This is a genomic window from Algoriphagus sediminis (genome assembly GCF_030403435.1).
GTDB classification, from domain to species: Bacteria; Bacteroidota; Bacteroidia; order Cytophagales; family Cyclobacteriaceae; genus Algoriphagus; species Algoriphagus sediminis.
Genome location: NZ_JAUEPH010000001.1, coordinates 179,731 through 195,348 on the forward strand (window position 1 = coordinate 179,731; position 15,618 = coordinate 195,348).

Sequence of the window (15,618 nt, forward strand, 5' to 3'; positions counted from 1 at the left end):
GAATTAAAGATTAGAAATAAGCCCTAAAAATTCAGCGTCTATAGATTTATTTTTATCCCGAGCATACCAAAGGTGCGTGCCTTCAGCAAATTCTTTAGAGCTTACTCCTTTTGGATCAATTTTGTATTCTCTCAAGCGGTTTTGCAAAAATTCGGGTCTTGGCCCCCAAGTAAAGAAGTCCTTTTCGAAATCCTTGTCAAATGCGATTAGCTTAGGTATAGATCGAGCGCCATTGGTAAGGTATTCATCCATGATTTCAGGATATTCATCCCGCATGATATAACTGGTTTTGACCCTAGGGTTCAAATCAGCCAATTTTTGAATAAATGGGATATTTTGGGCCCCGTCTCCACACCAAGCCTCGGTGATGATGAGCCACCTTTGTTCTTCAGAAATCCTCATGATAGCCTCCTTTAAAGAATCAGAAATTTTAACCGTTTTATCCCAACGTCTCATTCTTCTCTGATTTAATCGGGTATACTCGATGTAAGTTTCTGATTGGTTTGGGCCAGTGGTTCTATTTTCTGCCAAAAGCTGATCAGTCAAATCTTTAAATTCTTGATAGGAATAGCCCGCTTCAAATGCCGCTTTTATATCCATTCGGATTAGTGTTTCCATGAGATTTCTTAGGATTTGATGGGTAACAGGCTCTACTCTTCAGAAGTTCTCTCCCACTCTAAAAAGTCAGCCACTTCATCTTTAAGCTTTGCAAAAATGGCTAAAACCACAGAAACGTCGTCCGCAAAACCAAGTACACCCAAGAAATCCGGAATGATATCAATCGGAGAAACGAAGTAAACTAAACCTAAAACAATAAACCCTATAGTGCCCGCGGATATTTTATAAGCCCCAGAATAATTAGCTTTTAGCATTCTTACAAAAATCCCTAAAGGTTCCAGAAGTTGCGCAATCCTAGGGTCAGAAGCCATTCTTCCAATTTTAGCCCCCACCTTTCCCATTAAAGCAGAAAGTTTCTTCGGTTGACTGGCTATAAGTTCTGCCTGCTTTCCAAAAAGCGTTTTAGCTTTCTCGAGAATTTCTGTTGATTTGGTTTTGAAGGTGGCCATTAGAAATAAAGTTGAATCTCCCCTTTTACTTTTTTAAGAGCAAATGAGATGGAATCATTCTTTCGCTCTAAAGAAAGAGAAAAAACTGCCTTGGCAAATTCAATCCCACTTTTCTCTCCATCTATATTTTGTCTGCTTTGGTTTAAAAGGGTTACCACATCCTCCACAGCTGCCCTGACCGCCTCCCATGTCTCCTCTGAGAAATATACTTGCTGGCTGAAATTATGGCTAAATTCCTCTCTCACCTCACCCACAAGCCTTGAATAAAGCTCCTGAGCTGTGCCTTCGGAAGGATTCGCCCTTCTTATCAGATTATTTGGTGAAATTCTTTCCAGTAAAAGACAAAGCCTTTCTCCCGCCTGCAATCTCACAGGTAATATTGTCTGGGTGTTCTGGGTTTTGAGCTCCACCAACATTTTTTCTCTTTCCTTTGAAAGAAAAGATGCCACAATGAGGTACATGCCATATAGAACGGTTCCAGCTGGCAAAAGCACCAAAAGGAAATCATAGAAATATTCCATAAATATTTATTTCTTTAGAAAAGGAACTTAGCTCATCAAAATAAGACAAAGGATTTTTAATTTCGAGAATAAACGAACCAAATTCCTGCCAAATTGATTTCAAAATCATGATTATTCCTATAAAGATCACGGAAAAAGCAGAGGAAGAAATTCGACATATAATGGCAACGAAAAACATTCCTCAAGATTACTTTCTACGCGTCGGCGTGAAAGGTGGGGGCTGTGGTGGTATGTCTTATGCCTTGGGATTCGATAAGCCCAAAGAACAAGATGAAGAAATGGAAGTCTCCGGAATTCCTGTTTTAATTGAAAAGAAGCATTTAATGTTCTTAATGGGAATGAATATTGATTTTTATGAAGGAGAAGAAGCAAGGGGATTCACTTTTGTAAATTCGGATTTACCAAAAAGACACGATCTTTAAGCCCAAAACTATGAGAGTCCTCCTTTCCATTTTTATTTACCTATTTTTTTCCTCAACCATCTTCGCACAAGTTAGATTCTTAGAAGAAAATGAAGATCCGGGTAAAGGAAAGGTGACGGAAATAGCGTGGCTACAGGGTTATTGGGAAGGAACTGGTTTCGGTGGTGAATGTGAAGAATCTTGGAGTGCTCCGAAGTCAGGAGAAATGGTGGGAACATTTAGGCTTCTCTCAGAAGATAAAACCACTTTTCTGGAATTTATGCGAATCATCCCGGAAGGAGATTCCTTCACATTAAAAGTTAGACATTACAATCCTGATGGAAAAAGTTGGGAAGAAAATGGAGAATGGGTTGATTTCAAATTGATTGAAATAACCCCTTCTGCGGTTTGGTTTGATGGGATGACTATTGAGCGTGAAGGTGACCAGCTTACTTATCATGTGGCCCTAGGAGGGGATCGGGAAATAGCAAAGCTAGTCTTAAAGAAGCGTAACCTTTAAAAGTCTTCGAATCCAGGCTTCACATTATCCCAGAATTCATCTAAGGCTATGATTCTTGGCTTTAGAAAAGAAATGATTTCAGGCCAGGTTTCTTCCTCCATTACATTTACTCCTTCTCTTCTCTTATAAATTCTGGAAAGAGTTTGCCCATTATTGTTTTGAGTATGGAGAGCCCATTCCCAAGACTCCTGAGTTGAGTTTTCCAGAATTTTCTTTAGGGCTTTGAACTGATCAAAATAAAGCTCCTGAAGTTCTAAATCCGAATGAGAAATATCAATTGAAATGGAGGCATACCCTCTCTCCGCTTCCATCCGGAAATAAATGTCCTTAACTCGGGATTTATAATTTTGCCAACTTATCCTCTTTCCCTGGGCATTTTTAATTGGCTTCATATATAAACCAAAAGTCGTCCAAAATTTCTTTCTAATTGCGCTCTTTTCAGCTCTTGAATACACGATTAATCGTGGTTTTGAAAATCTTCGGGAAACCTCACAGTGACTGCTGAATGTTTCACAAGCCCACCGAGAGCGGGATGATGCTTTTTCAATGTGAGAGTAGCCTTTTGGCTTTGTGGATAAGCCTCCAAAATATCTTGAATAATGAGATAACCCAGATGTTCCAAAAGCTTGACTTTTACATCCATTCGGGACTTAATCAGGGAATAAAGTTTAGCATAGTCAATTGTCTCACTGAGTTTATCTTCGGTCATGGCAGAGCTAAAATCAGTCTCTATCTCCAGATCAAGAGTAAAACGATTACCTAGTATGGATTCTTCCGGGAAAGCACCATGGTAAGCATGAAACTCAATTCCCTCCAGTGCTACCTTTCCCATTAGAGGTTATCAAAAAATGATTGAGAAGAATCCTTATCTGCTTCAGGCTTAGGGCCAGTGTGGATCTCTTTTTTCTTACTTTTTTCCTCTTCATCCTCGTCAGAATCTTCTTCCTTAACCGGTTCAGCTAAAACGATTTCAGTCTTTTCTTCTTCTACCTCCACATTTTCATTCTCATCCTCCTCCTCAACTTTATCCACATATGATTCTTGTGGTGATTCGGCTATTAAAGTCTCTTCCTGATCTGCAGTCTCCTGAATTTTATCTTTTATCACCTGCTCCTCCATTAGTGCTTCCTCTTCGGATTCTATTTCATTTTCCTCAGACAGCTGCTCTAGATTAGCCATGGTATATTTATTGGATCTGCTCAAATCTTCAATAGCACGCTTGTAAGCCTTGGCATCCAATCTGGAAAAGTGTGCTTCAGATAAATCAATCTGATTTAAGCTATCCTGAGTGATACGACGGAGGCTTTTTACCAGACCTTCTCTTTGATCGGCAAGACTTTCATAAGATCTCACTAAATCGCTCATGTTCTCCTGAAGCTCCAGAATAGTGTCCTTTGCCTTTTTCTCTGCAGACCCAACGATCAAATCTGCCTGAGCCTGAGCTTTGGATACCGCTGATTGATAAATTTCGTTGGCCTTATTCGTTGCTTTTTCGGCAGCTTCATTTGCTTCACTGATTATCTGATCAGCCGCTTCATTCGCTTCTTCTATGATGCTAGCACCAGTGTCTTCTGCAGTTTTAAGGGTTTTGAAAAGAGAATCCTCCACATCCTTCAGCCTTTTGGCCTCCATCTCTGTATTCTGAAGTTTTGACTTCAATTCAATGTTCTCTTTATGAAGCTGATCTACCACTTCAGCTATTTCTTCCAAAAACTGGGTAACATCTTTTTTTTCATATCCTCGAAAGGAAGACTCGAATGTTTTTTGCCGAATGGCGGTTGGGGTAATTTTCATACAATTTGTGTTTCTATTTGCCAAATGGAGATGGATCGATCATCGGATACAGCCACCAATTGACCCGTGTAGGTGCTCCAAAATACTTTATTTATGGATGTTCCATGACCAGCGTTTCGGGCTTTGTCCAGCACCTTTTTTAATTTTCTTTCTTCAAAATCCCAGACTTTTATGGATTTATCCATGGAGCAGGTCGCAAGATATTTTCCGTTCTCTGAGAAATATAAATAATTAATGGCGTACATATGGGCCACGATATCTTCATCGAGGAAATAATTAATAGTATCCCAAATCTTCAGATGGGCGTCTCTGGATCCACTGATCAGGAATTTTTCATCTGGGGAATAACCAAGTGCAAAAACAGAATTTGTATGTCCCGTAAGGTTGGCGATTGGTTTAAAGTCGTTGACCAGATCCAGGACTTTGATACTATTGTCACTCAATCCAAGTGCAAGGTGTCTTTTGCTTGATGCGATTGACATTACTCTGATACTTTTTGAGCTCAGCTTGATATGCTTTTTCTGGGATCTCTCTTCAATATCGAGGACAATCAAAACTCCATCACCCGTCCCCACATAGAGTTCATTCCCAAAAACTTTGATATCAAAAATTGCCTGATCAGTCAGTTTCAAGGACCAAAGCTCCTTATTATCCCCAAGATCAATAGCATGGACGCCATCGAAGTTATGCCCAACAAATAGAAGGTTTCTTTGCTTATCCACCGCCAATGCATAAACCGAATGATCCAGCTTCGCGATTAGCTTTCCATCCTTTGGCTCGTCCAAATCCCATTCCACGACCATCCCGTCCCCTGACCCAGTATAAAAATACCGTGGGTCACTACCCTCACATAGAGCGTAAATACAATCATTATGTCCGAGTAGTGTGTGTAATTTATTTACTTGCATTTTTGGCTTATCTTCGAAATGAGCAGTAGCCCAATGCAAACAAAAATAGAAAAAATAAACGCCTCATCGGCCCTATCAATCAAGATAATTGACGAGCATTTCGAGGAGGATTTATCCTTTTTGAGTTTCAGAGAGAAACTAGCGATGGCAAACATCTCCCACCCGGAAAAAAGATTGGAATGGGTTTCATCCAGGAGAGCGATTTATGAAGCTACTGAGGCTCTGGGAATAGAATATCCTGGTTTCTACAAAGATGCCCATGGCAAAAGTCAAGCGATGAATAATAAGGGACATGTTTCTCTTTCACATACCAAGGGTATAGCCACGGCGATTTATCACGATACTAAACCGGTTGGCATTGATTTAGAGCTAATCCGCGAAAAAGTGGTTCGGATTGGTCCCAGATTTCTGGCCAAAGAAGAACTGGATTTTCTAACTGCAGACCCGGAACATGTCACCATGGCCTGGTCGGCCAAAGAATCTGTTTTTAAATGCCTGGGAAAAAGAGGAGTTTCTTTTCGAAACCATATTCGCTTAAGTCCCTTTAATCTGGATTCCATATTCATCAAAGCCAAAGTTGATAAGTATGACTTCGATATCCAGGTTTCCAAAATGGAAAACCTTATTTTGACCTATACAATTTCGTAGAAGTACATGAAAAAATTAATCCTACTTACTTTCCTATTTAGTTTTCTTTTTCTTTCCACTGAGGCGCAAACCATTGAAGATCTCAGCGCCAAAGAATTGATGTCTGGACAAGATTTTATGATTGGAAATCAGGAAATTGACAAGGGGTTAGTTCTCATTTTTCATACGATGGGATGCCCATTTGTCAACATGTATGAAAATCGTCTGAACTACATTCTGGACACTTACACCTCTCAAGGATTTTCCTTCGTTTTTGTGAATCCGAAAAAAGAGGAATTAAGTGACCCCACAGCCTTGAGGGGTCATATTTCAGAAAAGAATATTTCCATACCCTATTTAATGGATGAAAATCTTGTTTTGACTAAATTCTTTGAAATAACAAAAATCCCCGAAATCGTTTTGCTGACAAAAGGTTCAGATGGGATTGAGGTCAGTTACCGAGGGGCTTTTGACAATAACCCTCAAGTGGAAGCAAGCGTGACGGATAGGCACTTCGAAAGAGCAATCAATCAAATCCTCAAAGGAGAAACACCTTCTCCTGCTCAGGTTAGAGCCATGGGCTGCAATGTGAGAACCTTCTAGTCCTCCAAAATCTGAAGTAGCTCTTTGATCTCCTTTACCTTATCTACCTCACCAAGCTTCTCAAAAGAATTTTCAAGATTACGAAGTGAGCGCTTAATTATGTCTAAATGACTGCAGGGCTCAAAAAAACTATCTCTGGGCTCAATCTTCAAATGTGAAAGGTAGTTTAGAATATCCCGCTTAGTAAAAATCAAACCTTTATTAAATGCATTGATGTAGAAACTAGTATCTGCGGTTTTGTAAATGAGGACAAAAAGGTTGGGGAGATTTACCCCATAGATTGGTAATCCTAATTTTTGGGCTACCAAATAATAAATAGAGCAAAGCGTGATGGGATTGCCCTTTTTACTTTCTAGGACTGCCGAAAGCATGCTGTTTGCCGGCGAATGGAAATTTTTGGAATTAGCTGAAAAACGAAGAGTACCAAAAAGGGCTCCATTGATGGCTTTAACTTGCTCATCCGGCATTAAATCATTACTGAAAGCCGTCCAGACTTCGAAATAAATTTGATGCATTTCGGCATGAAGCTTTTCATACTCCACATCTGGGTACTGGTAAGTATTCAGAATCCAAAGCCCAGTGAGTAAATCCTGATCTTCAGAATCTTTCCACTCTTGAAGTCTTTCTTTTAAAACGGAGAACTGTAAATCATGGACTATCTCTTCGATTTCCTTCTGAACTTCAGGGTTGAAGCTGCTTTCCCACCTTTCCTCAAGGAACGGAATAATTTGCTGACCTAAAGAAATGATCTTTTCACGAACATGATTTTTCACTTCTAGATCCGTATCGTCCAGCAACGAAACCAGTGCTTCTAATTCTCCTTTTGACAATTCCATTTAGATAAGCTAACGAAAGCCTTTCCATTAAATTAATTAAAAAAATCAAGTTTGAATCACTCCCACATTAAATCGCTCTGTGATAGGAGAGTGATTTGCAGCCTCTATTCCTTTGCTAATCACATTCCGCGTTTCTCTAGGATCGATCACCCCATCCACCCAAAGCCTGGAAGAAGCATAATAAGGGCTCAACTCTTCATTGTATTTCTCAGTGATTTCTTTTAATAAATCCTGCTCATCACTTTCTGATATCTCTTTTCCTTTTTTCTTGAGTGCCGCCACTTTAATCTGTAGAAGTGTTTTAGCCGCCGATGCACCTGACATCACAGCCATTTGGGCAGTGGGCCAGGAATAAATCAACCGTGGATCGTAAGCTTTGCCACACATGGCATAATTTCCGGCTCCATAAGAATTGCCGAGAACTATGGTAAACTTAGGGACCACAGAATTTGCCATGGCATTTACCATTTTAGCTCCATCCTTGATGATGCCGCCATGTTCGGCTTTGCTTCCCACCATAAAACCACTTACATCCTGAAGGAAAACCAAGGGTATATTGCGCTGATTACAATTCATGATGAATCTGGCCGCTTTGTCTGCAGAGTCAGAATAAATCACACCCCCCATTTGCATCTCACCCTTGGACGTTTTCACAATCTTCCGCTGATTCGCTATAATTCCAACAGCCCATCCATCGATTCTGGCTGTCCCGCAAATCAAAGTCTTACCATAATCCTTCTTGTATTCATCAAACTCTCCCTTGTCCACCAGAGCTTTCAAAACCTCATGCATATCATAGGGTTTCACTCGGTCCGTAGGAAAAATCTGCAATAATTCCTCGGAGCTAAGAAAAGGTTCACGGCTTTCTTGCCTATCAAAACCGGCTTTGGGGCTTGCCCCAAGAGTGCTAAAGATTTTCTTAATCGCATCCAGGCATTCCTCATCGGTCTCATACTTATTATCAGTGACTCCAGAGATTTCACAGTGAGTAGTCGCACCGCCAAGGGTTTCATTATCTACTTTTTCACCGATAGCCGCCCTTACTAAATAAGAACCTGCGAGGAAGATGGACCCTGTTTCATTTACGATCAATGCCTCATCAGACATAATGGGTAAATAGGCTCCTCCCGCCACACAGCTTCCCATGATCGCCGCCACCTGCACAATTCCCATAGAAGACATCTTTGCGTTATTTCTAAACTGCCTTCCAAAGTGTTCCTTATCTGGGAAAATTTCATTTTGCATAGGCAAGAATACCCCTGCACTATCCACCAGATAAATGATTGGCAATCGGTTTTCCATAGCTACTTCTTGGGCACGGAGATTCTTTTTTGCAGTCATCGGAAACCAAGCTCCTGCCTTTACAGTAGCATCATTTGCTACGATTACACAAGATCTTCCTGAAACTTTCCCAATTCCTGTAACGACTCCTCCTGAAGGACAGCCTCCCTCCTCTTGATACATGCCATCCGCCACCAAAGCTCCGATTTCAAGGAAATCTTCATCTGAATCAATCAAATAGGATATTCTCTCCCTTGCGGTAAGTTTTCCTTTGGAATGTTCCTTCTCAATTCTCGATTTACCTCCTCCTAGTTTTACAGCGTCTAGCTTTTCCTTCAGCTCAGTAATAAGTTTCTCGTGATTTGATTGGTTAGTTTGGGTGGAATTCATGGATATATTTGGGTTTTTTAGGGAACATGAAGTTTCAGTCTTCTGTTCAGGCTTGAAGATAAAAAAAGCCCTTTATTTTATGTCTAAAGGGCTAAATTCTTTAAAGTCAAAGAGAAATATTAATTACTCTCTATCCTATTTTTATAATCTCTGATCGATCTGAAAATCGCTGAAGCCATGTATTCTTGACCTTGCTTACTCATAAGGAACCTTTCTTCATTTGAATTGGAAAGGAATCCAAGCTCCACTAAAACGGAGGGCATAGAAGGAGTCCAAAGCACATAAAAGGGACCTTGTTTTACTCCTCGGCTTTTCCTACCTACACGATCTTTAAACTGTGTTTCTATCTGATCAGCAAGTGAAAGGCTATTTTCGAAGTTCACTTTTGATGCCAGGTTAAAAAGCATATATGATTCCGGTGAACTGGGGTCAAAGCCTTCGTAGTTTTCCTCGTAATTATCTTCCAAAAGAATAACTGAGTTTTCTCTTTTAACGATATCAAAATTCTTATCAAAATGCTTTGTACCCATCACAAAAGTTTCTGTGCCATACGCCGATCTATTGGCTGCCGAATTTGAGTGAATGGAGACAAAAAGATCCGCTTTATTATTATTTGCAATTCTGGGTCGCTCATAAAGTGTAGGAAAACTATCGTCTTTCCTAGTGTAAATGACTTCTACATCGGGGAGATATTCTTCAATATACTTCCCTACTAAAAGGGTTACTGCCAGATTAATATTTTTCTCTTTTGATCTAGACCCCAAATTTCCTGGGTCTTTTCCTCCATGACCAGCATCTAATACGATCGTTTTCATCCGAAATGCCGGCATCATCGTTTCATTTGGTATAAATCCACCAAAAATAAAGGGGATCACCAAAACAAGAGAGAGTATAATTTTTTTGTTTTTGGGTATTTCCATCAGGTCAATACAATTAACTTTACACAATCTTTCACCTAAACTGAATAAAGCGCAGCTGTAGTGCAGAGTTCCAAATTCATTTTCTTTTTCCTTTTACTAGGACTCCTGACTGCCCCCAAGGCATTTTCCCAGGAATCTTCACCTCCTGTAAAAGAAAGAATCTTGGTAGCTCCCGATACTTTAGAATCTTCAAATCCTCCAGTGATTTCCAGCGACACCTTGAATATCCCTGCTGATACTTTATCTACCGATTCAGTTGCAAATATTATGCCCACAAGTCCGATTATGACGGATATTGTGTATTTCGCTGAGGATAGTATCGTTTCGGATTTTGTGAACAACAAAGTCTATCTCTACAAGGAGGCTTGGTTTGAATACGGAGAAATGAGGCTCGACGCAGAAAGGATCATTATTGACATGAATACCAACGAAGTCTATGCATCCGGAGTGACGGATAGTTTGGGCAATGTGACGGGTAATCCTTTTTTTAAAGATGGAGAAACAGTTTATGAGATCAGAAAGGAGATGCGCTACAATTTTCAGACTCAAAAAGCCATCATCAAAGACGTAGTTACCGAACAGCAAGACGGAATTTTAAGAGGTGAAACAATCAAAAAAACAAGCTCTGGTGATATTTACCTGAGTCATGGTTACTACACCACTTGTAAACTAACCACCCCCCACTGGCATATTTCAGCCAACAAAATCAAGTCTGTCTCCAATGGTCAGGTGGTAACTGGTCCTTTTAATATGTACTTCAATGGAATTCCAACACCTCTTGGCCTTCCATTCGGAATCCTACCAAACACCCCTGAAGAAAAAGCCTCTGGGATAATATTCCCCAGCTATGGTAACGAACAGGTTCGGGGGCTTTTCCTGAGAAATCTTGGGTATTATTTTGCCATCAACGACTATGTGCATGCCCGAGTCACTGGTGACATTTATTCAAATGGAGGCTGGGGTTTAAAATCTCAGGCAGTTTATAAAAAAAGGTACCGTTTTAATGGAGGCTTTGACATTGACTTCCAGAAGTTCAAATCCCCAGAGACAGAACTTAATCCGGTAGATTACAACACCTTTAAAATTGCCTGGAGGCATACTCCGGAAAGCCGTGGAAATTCCAGGTTTTCTGCTTCGGTAAATGCAGGGACTACGAGCTATTTCAACAATATCATTTCCCAAAATAATTTTCAGAATAATGTCACTTCGGATTTCAATTCGAACATCAGTTATTCCAAAACTTTTGCAAATACTCCTTTTTCACTCTCAGCGAATCTAAGGCATTCTCAAAGTGTGCAGACCGGCGAAGTACGGATTGATTTACCTACCATTGCGCTCAACATGAATCGGCAGAGCCCATTCAAGAATGTGAATTTTGAACCTTTGAAGACTTTAAACCTCGCGTACAACTTCAATCTTCAAAACACAATTACCAATCGTGTTCAGCAGGAATTTGGAGTTTCAAGTGATTTGATCCAAGATGCTGGGGACCCTGATATTATCCCATTTACCTTGGCCAACCTTGGGCTGCTTTTCGAAAACGCTAGAAATGGAGCAAGGCATGCGATTCCAATCAGCTCCAATTTCAGGTTATTTAAGCATTTTACAGGAACCGCTTCTGCGAACTATAATGAGCTTTGGTACAACAAAAGAATCAATTACTATTATAATCCTGCTCAGGAAAGAGTGGATCGGATTATCGAGGATGGCTTTAATCGGGTGGCTTTCTTTAATACCTCCTTTAATCTGAACACAAACATTTACGGCTTTTTTAATTTCAAAGGCGATGGCAAAATCCAGACCATTCGCCAGCACATTCAACCATCCATAGGATTCAATTTTACGCCGGATTTTTCTGATCCTTCTTTTGGATACTATCAGGAAGTTCAGGTGGATAACGAAGGAAATTCCCGACTTTTCTCAAGGCATCAGGGATTTATTTTTGGAGGGGCTCCATTGGGAGAATCCCGAGCCATGAGTTTTAACATCCGAAGCGTGGTGGAAGCGAAAATTAGAAATAAGTCGGATACAGCTGAAACCGAAACGAAAAAGATACCGCTTCTTGAGACTTTAAATTTCAATACAAGCTACAACTTCGCGGCAGACTCTTTTCAGCTGGCGCCATTTAATATCAGTGCTAGGACCAGTTTCTTTAACCGCAAACTTTCTGTGGCCCTTTCTACCAATATCGACCCTTATGCTACTGCAGATTTCGTGAATGGAGAACAGGTGACTACGCGAAGAATTAATTCTTTTGCCTGGAAAAATGGACAAGGTATCGGCATCATTCGAAGTGCCTCCATGAATATGAATGTATCGTTCAACCCAAATAGTGCTGCCACTCCCGGTGAGGTCCGTGATGAAGTGACGGACAATTTCCTTCAGAATGGAGGGGTGATGAACGAGTTTGTGGAGAGTGAAATAAACCGAATTGTCTCAGACCCCAGTCAGTATATCGATTGGAACATTCCCTGGAATTTAAATATGGGGTATAACTTGGCTTACCGCAAAGCTGTGAATGGAACAACTAATGTCACTCAGGCTCTCAACATAAGTGGGGATGTTTCCATTTCAGAAAAATGGAAAATCAACTTTAATACGGGTTTTGATATACAGGCTCAGGAAATCACACAATCCATGATAGGTATCGCCCGGGATTTGCACTGCTGGCAAATGAATGTGAACTGGGTGCCTTTCGGAAGATTTACTTCCTATAATATCGACATACGCGTCAAATCTAGCATTCTTCAGGATCTCAAAGTTTCCCGAAGACGTTCATTCTTCGATCTATAATTACACCCTTGCCCTGCTCAAAGGCATGGTCATACATCTTGGACCGCCAAGCCCACGAGATAGTTCAGATGAAGGGATTTCCAGAACCTCTACCCCCATTTGTCTCAAAGCTCTGTTGGTGTGAATATTTCGATTATAAGAAATCACTCTTCTCGGGCCTATTGCAAAGACATTGGCCCCATCAAACCACTGCTCCCTCATGGAGTAATCAGGATTTCCATCGGCTGTCTGTAGAATCTCCAAATGAGGAATTTCTCTTTCTAAAACAGTGAGCAAAGATTCTTTCAGAACTTCTCTTTTGATATTCACCTTCCCATTTTTCTCATCCTTGAAAGTATACAGGGATGTCTGTAAAACGGCCTGCATAGCATCTGGATAAGTCAACATGAGGTTTTCATCCAAAACAGTAAAAACTGTATCCAAATGCATGAAATTTCGCTTTTCAGGAAGGTGAACCTCATATACCCTTTTTACTTCCCCTTGAGCAATTAGGGTTTTAGCCACCTCGTAAATCGCTTTGGAATCTGTTCTTTGCGAGTTTCCGATGGCTATAGCATCGTGAGACAAGACAATGACATCCCCTCCTTCTATACAAGGTGGATTCTTCATTCCTGCAGGAGAAAAAACTTCATTAACATGATCCTTGAAATCCGGATGATTTTGAAAAATGGTGCGGAGCAAATCTGCTTCTCTTTGTCTTCCTTCCATTTTCATGCTGGAGAAAATGATACCTCCCGGTGTCAAAGCAATGGGATCTCTTTGGAAATAAAGGTTTGGACATGGAGAAATTGCGAAAGCAGGATCCATTAATTCCTTGGCATCCAGATTTGGAATTTTCCTTTTGAGCTCGTGGATTTTCACTCCTCCGGTTAAAAGTCCTGCACATTCTGCTGTGGAATATCTCTCCAGAATAATTTCCGTTAAATGTGTTAAACCTGACTTTTCTAAAGCCTGACTCATAAGTTTGTACAGCAGATCCCTGTCATACAAAACCCGAATCAGCAGTTCCCGCAATTGATAAACTTTGGCTCCGGTAGATTCCTTAATTAGGTTCGAAAAAGCATCATGCTCCTTCTGAAGAGCTTCCAAATAAGGAACATCTTCAAAAAGCAAAAACTCTTTATTGTACGGGGTAAGTCGGTCTATTTCCTTACCCGGTCTGTGCATCAATACGGCCCTTAGTGTACCGTATTCTGAATTAAGTCTTAAATTCATAGTAAAAGTTCAGAAACTCGGGATTAGTTGGCTAAAGATATGATTAAAACATCATCTTCCTTCTTTACCTCTATTACACCCTTGCCTCGGAGTCCTTTAATGGACGCATCCCATTTCTTATTACTCAGCCCGCAATCCGCTTTTAGATCGAGTAAACTCATGGGAGAACTGACTTTCAGTTTTTCAAAAACCAACTTTTCTTCCTCGTTTAGCTCTACCGCTTTTTTCTCAGGTCTCATTTGAGGAAAGAACAATACTTCCTGGATGGTGGTATTGTTGGTCATCAACATGGTCAAGCGGTCAATCCCAATTCCCAATCCGGAGGTTGGTGGCATGCCGTATTCCAAAGCTCTCAAGAAGTCCTCATCCATGGCCATTGCTTCATCATCTCCACGCTCCGCCAATTTCAACTGATCTTCAAATCTCTCACGCTGATCGATCGGATCATTTAATTCGGTATAAGCATTGGCGATTTCTTTACCATTTACGAAAAGCTCAAATCTTTCCACCAAGCCTTCTTCAGTCCTATGCTTTTTGGCAAGAGGAGTCATCTCTATAGGATAGTCGATTATGTAAGTTGGCTGAATCAAGTGAGCCTCCACCTTTTCTCCAAAGATCTCATCGATCAGCTTTCCTTTACCCATGCTATCATCTACCTCAATTCCAAAATCTGCACATACTCCCCTTAGCTCGGTTTCATCCATTTTGGAAACATCAATTCCAGCGTATTCTTTGATGGAATCATACATGGTTAATCGACGATAAGGTGCAGCAAAACTTATTTCATTCGCTCCGACCTTAATTGAAGTTTTGCCATGAATGGCCTCTGTCACCTTTTCTATCAGCTTCTCCACCATTTCCATCATCCAGATGTAATCCTTGTAGGCTACATAAATTTCCATTGAGGTAAATTCTGGATTATGAGTTCTATCCATACCTTCATTTCGGAACATCTTTCCAAACTCATACACTCCATCAAAACCCCCAACAATCAACCTTTTCAGGTACAACTCATTCGCAATTCTCAGGAATAAAGGCATGTCCAGTGAATTATGATGGGTAGCAAAAGGACGAGCTGCAGCTCCACCATGCACCGCCTGAAGGATAGGAGTTTCCACTTCTAGCCATCCACGATCATCAAAATACCTTCTCATTTCAGAGATAATCTTTGCTCGAGTAACGAAAGTCTTTTTGAATTCCGGATTCACAGTCAGATCCACATATCTCTGTCGATATCTCAATTCAGGATCTGTGAATCCATCGTAGACATTTCCTTCCTCATCCCGCTTGACCACAGGAAGAGGCTTCACCGATTTACCCAATACTTTTAGATCAGTTACATGAAGAGAAATCTCACCTGTTTGGGTGGTGAAAATGTATCCTTTCACACCAATAAAATCTCCGATCCCCAGTAATTTTTTAAAAACAGAATTGTAAAGAGTCTTGTCCTCTCCTTCGCATATATCATCACGTCGTACATAAATCTGAAGACGGCCTGTAGAATCCTGAATTTCTGCAAAGGATGCAGAACCCATAATTCTTCGACTCATCAGCCTTCCTGCTATGGAAATATCTTTGTAGTCATTTTTGTTGTTTTCATAGTTCTTATGAATATCCTCAGCCGTGACATTTATAGGAAAGGCTTCCGGTGGATAGGGGTTGATCCCTATTTTCATCATTTCTTCCCGGTCTTTCCTTCTTTCAATTTCCTGTTCGCTCAGATTTTGCATCCTTGAATTCTG

17 protein-coding genes are annotated in these 15,618 nt (G+C 40.6%); 5 read left to right on the forward strand and 12 right to left on the reverse strand.

The annotated features are described in order from the left end of the window. Positions 1–3 precede the first annotated feature (3 nt). From QVH07_RS00795 to QVH07_RS00805, 3 genes are read right to left on the reverse strand one after another with little or no spacing between them, the layout of a single operon-like run. Positions 4–618, reverse strand: a complete 615-nt coding sequence (locus QVH07_RS00795) for a thioredoxin family protein (RefSeq protein WP_289998207.1) — start codon at positions 616–618, stop codon at positions 4–6. A gap of 32 nt (positions 619–650) precedes the next feature. Further along, a complete protein-coding gene (locus QVH07_RS00800; protein ID WP_289998208.1) occupies positions 651–1,067 on the reverse strand; it encodes a YkvA family protein in 417 nt (138 codons plus the stop codon). Beyond that, positions 1,067–1,588 carry a DUF7935 family protein gene (locus QVH07_RS00805; protein ID WP_289998209.1) on the reverse strand — a complete coding sequence of 174 codons (522 nt, stop codon included), beginning with the start codon at positions 1,586–1,588 and terminating at the stop codon, positions 1,067–1,069. Before QVH07_RS00805 ends, QVH07_RS00800 begins: the two co-directional genes overlap by 1 nt. A 107-nt stretch (positions 1,589–1,695) precedes the next feature. Here QVH07_RS00805 and QVH07_RS00810 point away from each other — a divergent pair, with 107 nt between their 5' ends. Both QVH07_RS00810 and QVH07_RS00815 read left to right on the forward strand, forming a co-directional pair. Further along, entirely contained in the window at positions 1,696–2,010 is a 315-nt protein-coding gene (locus QVH07_RS00810) for a HesB/IscA family protein (protein WP_289998210.1), read from the forward strand. A gap of 10 nt (positions 2,011–2,020) precedes the next feature. Continuing rightward, entirely contained in the window at positions 2,021–2,509 is a 489-nt protein-coding gene (locus QVH07_RS00815) for a DUF6265 family protein (RefSeq protein ID WP_289998212.1), read from the forward strand. Here QVH07_RS00815 and QVH07_RS00820 read toward each other — a convergent pair. Genes QVH07_RS00820 through QVH07_RS00835 form a run of 4 tightly spaced genes read right to left on the reverse strand, consistent with a single transcriptional unit; the run spans position 2,506 to position 5,211 of the window. Further along, positions 2,506–2,964 carry a DUF4268 domain-containing protein gene (locus tag QVH07_RS00820; RefSeq protein ID WP_289998213.1) on the reverse strand — a complete coding sequence of 153 codons (459 nt, stop codon included), beginning with the start codon at positions 2,962–2,964 and terminating at the stop codon, positions 2,506–2,508. The genes QVH07_RS00815 and QVH07_RS00820 overlap by 4 nt on opposite strands. Before the next feature lie 2 nt (positions 2,965–2,966). Then, positions 2,967–3,341, reverse strand: a complete 375-nt coding sequence (gene folB / locus QVH07_RS00825) for a dihydroneopterin aldolase (protein ID WP_289998214.1) — start codon at positions 3,339–3,341, stop codon at positions 2,967–2,969. Further along, on the reverse strand, positions 3,341–4,303 hold the full coding sequence (locus QVH07_RS00830) for a DivIVA domain-containing protein (protein ID WP_289998215.1): 963 nt from the start codon (positions 4,301–4,303) through the stop codon (positions 3,341–3,343). The genes folB and QVH07_RS00830 overlap by 1 nt, the downstream gene beginning before the upstream one ends. Further along, positions 4,300–5,211, reverse strand: a complete 912-nt coding sequence (locus tag QVH07_RS00835) for a WD40 repeat domain-containing protein (protein ID WP_289998216.1) — start codon at positions 5,209–5,211, stop codon at positions 4,300–4,302. Before QVH07_RS00835 ends, QVH07_RS00830 begins: the two co-directional genes overlap by 4 nt. 33 nt (positions 5,212–5,244) lie before the next feature. Here QVH07_RS00835 and QVH07_RS00840 point away from each other — a divergent pair, with 33 nt between their 5' ends. Together QVH07_RS00840 and QVH07_RS00845 are read left to right on the forward strand one after the other, a co-directional pair. Beyond that, positions 5,245–5,859 carry a 4'-phosphopantetheinyl transferase family protein gene (locus QVH07_RS00840; RefSeq protein ID WP_289998217.1) on the forward strand — a complete coding sequence of 205 codons (615 nt, stop codon included), beginning with the start codon at positions 5,245–5,247 and terminating at the stop codon, positions 5,857–5,859. A gap of 6 nt (positions 5,860–5,865) precedes the next feature. Further along, complete coding sequence (locus tag QVH07_RS00845) at positions 5,866–6,441, forward strand: thioredoxin domain-containing protein (RefSeq protein WP_289998218.1); 576 nt, start codon at positions 5,866–5,868, stop codon at positions 6,439–6,441. Here QVH07_RS00845 and QVH07_RS00850 read toward each other — a convergent pair. From QVH07_RS00850 to QVH07_RS00860, 3 genes are all read right to left on the reverse strand, one after another. Beyond that, entirely contained in the window at positions 6,438–7,277 is an 840-nt protein-coding gene (locus QVH07_RS00850; RefSeq protein ID WP_289998219.1) for a transglutaminase-like domain-containing protein, read from the reverse strand. The genes QVH07_RS00845 and QVH07_RS00850 overlap by 4 nt on opposite strands. Positions 7,278–7,322: 45 nt before the next feature. Then, positions 7,323–8,948 (reverse strand): acyl-CoA carboxylase subunit beta, encoded by a 1,626-nt coding sequence (locus QVH07_RS00855; protein ID WP_289998220.1) that lies wholly within the window; start codon positions 8,946–8,948, stop codon positions 7,323–7,325. Between the two features lie 119 nt (positions 8,949–9,067). Further along, a complete protein-coding gene (locus tag QVH07_RS00860; RefSeq protein ID WP_289998222.1) occupies positions 9,068–9,868 on the reverse strand; it encodes an N-acetylmuramoyl-L-alanine amidase family protein in 801 nt (266 codons plus the stop codon). 60 nt (positions 9,869–9,928) lie between these two features. Here QVH07_RS00860 and QVH07_RS00865 point away from each other — a divergent pair, with 60 nt between their 5' ends. Next, on the forward strand, positions 9,929–12,661 hold the full coding sequence (locus QVH07_RS00865) for a putative LPS assembly protein LptD (protein ID WP_289998223.1): 2,733 nt from the start codon (positions 9,929–9,931) through the stop codon (positions 12,659–12,661). Here the strand turns inward: QVH07_RS00865 and QVH07_RS00870 are convergent, their stop codons facing one another. Both QVH07_RS00870 and lysS read right to left on the reverse strand, forming a co-directional pair. Then, complete coding sequence (locus QVH07_RS00870; RefSeq protein WP_289998225.1) at positions 12,662–13,876, reverse strand: arginine deiminase; 1,215 nt, start codon at positions 13,874–13,876, stop codon at positions 12,662–12,664. A gap of 23 nt (positions 13,877–13,899) precedes the next feature. Next, positions 13,900–15,606, reverse strand: coding sequence for a lysine--tRNA ligase (lysS, locus tag QVH07_RS00875; RefSeq protein ID WP_289998227.1), 1,707 nt, complete (start codon positions 15,604–15,606; stop codon positions 13,900–13,902). Positions 15,607–15,618 lie beyond the last annotated feature (12 nt).

Coding starts and splice junctions, on each gene's coding strand:
- QVH07_RS00805 (WP_289998209.1), bottom strand. CDS start 1,588: ATGGAATATTTCTATGATTTCCTTTTGGTGCTTTTGCCAGCTGGAACC.
- QVH07_RS00855 (WP_289998220.1), bottom strand. CDS start 8,948: ATGAATTCCACCCAAACTAACCAATCAAATCACGAGAAACTTATTACT.
- QVH07_RS00845 (WP_289998218.1), top strand. CDS start 5,866: ATGAAAAAATTAATCCTACTTACTTTCCTATTTAGTTTTCTTTTTCTT.
- QVH07_RS00870 (WP_289998225.1), bottom strand. CDS start 13,876: ATGAATTTAAGACTTAATTCAGAATACGGTACACTAAGGGCCGTATTG.
- QVH07_RS00850 (WP_289998219.1), bottom strand. CDS start 7,277: ATGGAATTGTCAAAAGGAGAATTAGAAGCACTGGTTTCGTTGCTGGAC.
- QVH07_RS00800 (WP_289998208.1), bottom strand. CDS start 1,067: ATGGCCACCTTCAAAACCAAATCAACAGAAATTCTCGAGAAAGCTAAA.
- QVH07_RS00835 (WP_289998216.1), bottom strand. CDS start 5,211: ATGCAAGTAAATAAATTACACACACTACTCGGACATAATGATTGTATT.
- QVH07_RS00810 (WP_289998210.1), top strand. CDS start 1,696: ATGATTATTCCTATAAAGATCACGGAAAAAGCAGAGGAAGAAATTCGA.
- folB (WP_289998214.1), bottom strand. CDS start 3,341: ATGGGAAAGGTAGCACTGGAGGGAATTGAGTTTCATGCTTACCATGGT.
- lysS (WP_289998227.1), bottom strand. CDS start 15,606: ATGCAAAATCTGAGCGAACAGGAAATTGAAAGAAGGAAAGACCGGGAA.
- QVH07_RS00840 (WP_289998217.1), top strand. CDS start 5,245: ATGCAAACAAAAATAGAAAAAATAAACGCCTCATCGGCCCTATCAATC.
- QVH07_RS00830 (WP_289998215.1), bottom strand. CDS start 4,303: ATGAAAATTACCCCAACCGCCATTCGGCAAAAAACATTCGAGTCTTCC.
- QVH07_RS00815 (WP_289998212.1), top strand. CDS start 2,021: ATGAGAGTCCTCCTTTCCATTTTTATTTACCTATTTTTTTCCTCAACC.
- QVH07_RS00860 (WP_289998222.1), bottom strand. CDS start 9,868: ATGGAAATACCCAAAAACAAAAAAATTATACTCTCTCTTGTTTTGGTG.
- QVH07_RS00795 (WP_289998207.1), bottom strand. CDS start 618: ATGGAAACACTAATCCGAATGGATATAAAAGCGGCATTTGAAGCGGGC.